Source organism: Mesorhizobium sp. M7A.F.Ca.CA.004.12.1.1, assembly GCF_003997835.1.
GTDB lineage: Bacteria > Pseudomonadota > Alphaproteobacteria > Rhizobiales > Rhizobiaceae > Mesorhizobium.
Map to the genome: position 1 here is coordinate 1 of NZ_RZRK01000977.1, position 2,042 is coordinate 2,042.

The 2,042-nt window shown below is 67.8% G+C and carries 2 protein-coding genes and 1 pseudogene; 1 reads left to right on the forward strand and 2 read right to left on the reverse strand.

The genetic code is table 11. The annotated features are described in order from the left end of the window. Window positions 1–130: pseudogene (locus EN984_RS39110) on the forward strand (guanylate kinase); the annotation flags it as partial. Between the two features lie 137 nt (window positions 131–267). Here the strand turns inward: EN984_RS39110 and rsmA are convergent. After that, window positions 268–1,107, reverse strand: a complete 840-nt coding sequence (rsmA, locus tag EN984_RS32495; RefSeq protein ID WP_127268606.1) for a 16S rRNA (adenine(1518)-N(6)/adenine(1519)-N(6))-dimethyltransferase RsmA — start codon at window positions 1,105–1,107, stop codon at window positions 268–270. A gap of 10 nt (window positions 1,108–1,117) precedes the next feature. After that, window positions 1,118–2,042: 4-hydroxythreonine-4-phosphate dehydrogenase PdxA (pdxA, locus tag EN984_RS32500; RefSeq protein WP_127384255.1), on the reverse strand; the 925-nt coding region annotated here is incomplete at its 5' end.

Here is a 2,042-nt window from a genome sequence, read left to right on the forward strand (position 1 = left end):
CGTCAATGATGACCTTGACCGCGCCTTCGCCGAAGTGCGCGGCATCGTCGTCGCCGAGCGGCTAAGACGCGACCGCCGGCCAGGCCTGTTCGATTTCGTCTCTGGACTGTTGGACGAGAAGACGGGCTGAGACCTCTTCCTTCGCACCGTTCACGGGGAGAAGGTGGCCCGAAGGGCCGGATGAGGGGCGGTGCTGGCATTTCAAGGTTCGTGCTGCCCCCTCATCTGCCTGCCGGCATCTTCTCCCCGTAAACGGGGAGAAGAGAGCTACACGGCATTGGTCAGCCGCACGAATTCCTCGACGCTGAGCGTCTCGGCGCGGCGTGTCGGATCGATGCCGGCGCGTTCGAGCAGGGCCTCGCCGCCGAGGCTTTTCACGCTCTGCCGCAGCATCTTGCGACGTTGGCCGAAAGCGGCTTCTGTGACGCGGCCGAGTTTCTTCACCTCGGCGGGCAGGGGCGTCGGGCGCGGCACCAGATGCACCACCGAGGAGGTGACCTTTGGCGGCGGCGTGAATGCCTGTGGCGGTACGTCGAAGGCGATCCTCGCCTCCGTCCGCCAGCCGGCAAGAACCCCCAGCCGGCCATAGCTGTCGCTGCCGGCAGGCGCGACGATGCGCTCGGCCACCTCGCGCTGGAACATCAAAGTCATCGAGGTGTAGAAAGGCGGCCAGTCGCTGACCGTCAACCAGCGCACCAGCAGCTCCGTGCCGATATTGTAGGGCAGGTTGGCCACGATCTTGACCGGACCGCCATTGCCGGTCGCTCGGCTGGCAAGGCCTGCGAAATCCGTCTTCAGCGCATCGCCGGAAACAACCTCCAGCCGGCCGGGATAATGATCGGACACTTCGGCAAGGGCCGCTAGGCAGCGTTCGTCACGCTCGATGGCGATGACGTGACGCGCGCCGTTGGAAAGCAGGGCGCGGGTCAGCCCGCCGGGACCGGGACCGACCTCGATCACGGTTGCATCGGACAAGTCGCCGGCGGTGCGCGCGATCTTGCCGGTGAGGTTGAGGTCGAGCAGGAAATTCTGGCCGAGCGCCTTCTTTGCCCGCAGCCCATGACGCTCGATCACCTCGCGCAGCGGCGGCAGCCCGTCGATGCTCATGCCCGAGATCTCATACCGCAACCGCCTTCGTGTTCGTGTCGGCCAGCCGCCGGGCAAGCTTCAGCGCCGCTATCAGGCTGTCGGGCCGCGCCACACCCTTGCCGGCGATGTCGAAGGCCGTGCCGTGGTCGGGCGAGGTGCGGATGAAGGGCAGGCCGAGCGTGACATTGACCGCCTCGTCGAAAGCCAGCGCCTTGGCCGGGATCAGCGCCTGGTCGTGATACATGCAAAGGGCCGCGTCGTAGCCCGCCCGCGCCCGGACATGGAACAACGTGTCGGCCGGCAAAGGGCCGAAAGCGTCGATGCCATCGGCACGCAGGATGTCGACCGCCGGGCGCACGATCCGCTCGTCCTCGAGGCCCATGGCGCCGCCTTCGCCGGCATGCGGGTTGAGCCCGGCAATCGCCAGCCGTGGCTTGGCGATGCCGAAGCGGCCGGTAAGGTCGGCGGCGGTGATGCGCGCGGTGGCGACGATCAGCTCGGTGGTCAGTGCCTTCGGCACCTCGGCCAGCGCGATGTGGATGGTGACGGGAACGGTGCGCAGGTCGGGTCCTGCCAGCATCATCACCGGCATCGCCTCGACGCCGCTGTGCCGGGCCGCCAGATGCGCCAGATACTCGGTGTGGCCGGGGAAGCGAAAGCCGGCGTCGTAGAGCGGCTTCTTGGCGATGGGGCAGGTGACCACGGCCGAGGCTTCGCCGGCAAGGCAATCGGCGACGGCGCGGTCGATGGCCTCGATGGTGGCGGCCGCATTGGCCGGATCCGGCCGGCCGGGACTGTCGATGCAGCGGGCAGTCAGTGGAACGATCGGCAAGGCGCGGGCAAAGACCTGCGCCGCTTGCGCTGATGTCGTTTCGACGACCGGCAGCGAAATGCCGAGCAGGCGCGCCCGGGAGGCGATCAGCGCCGGATCGGCGAGCAGGTAGAAGGGGGGC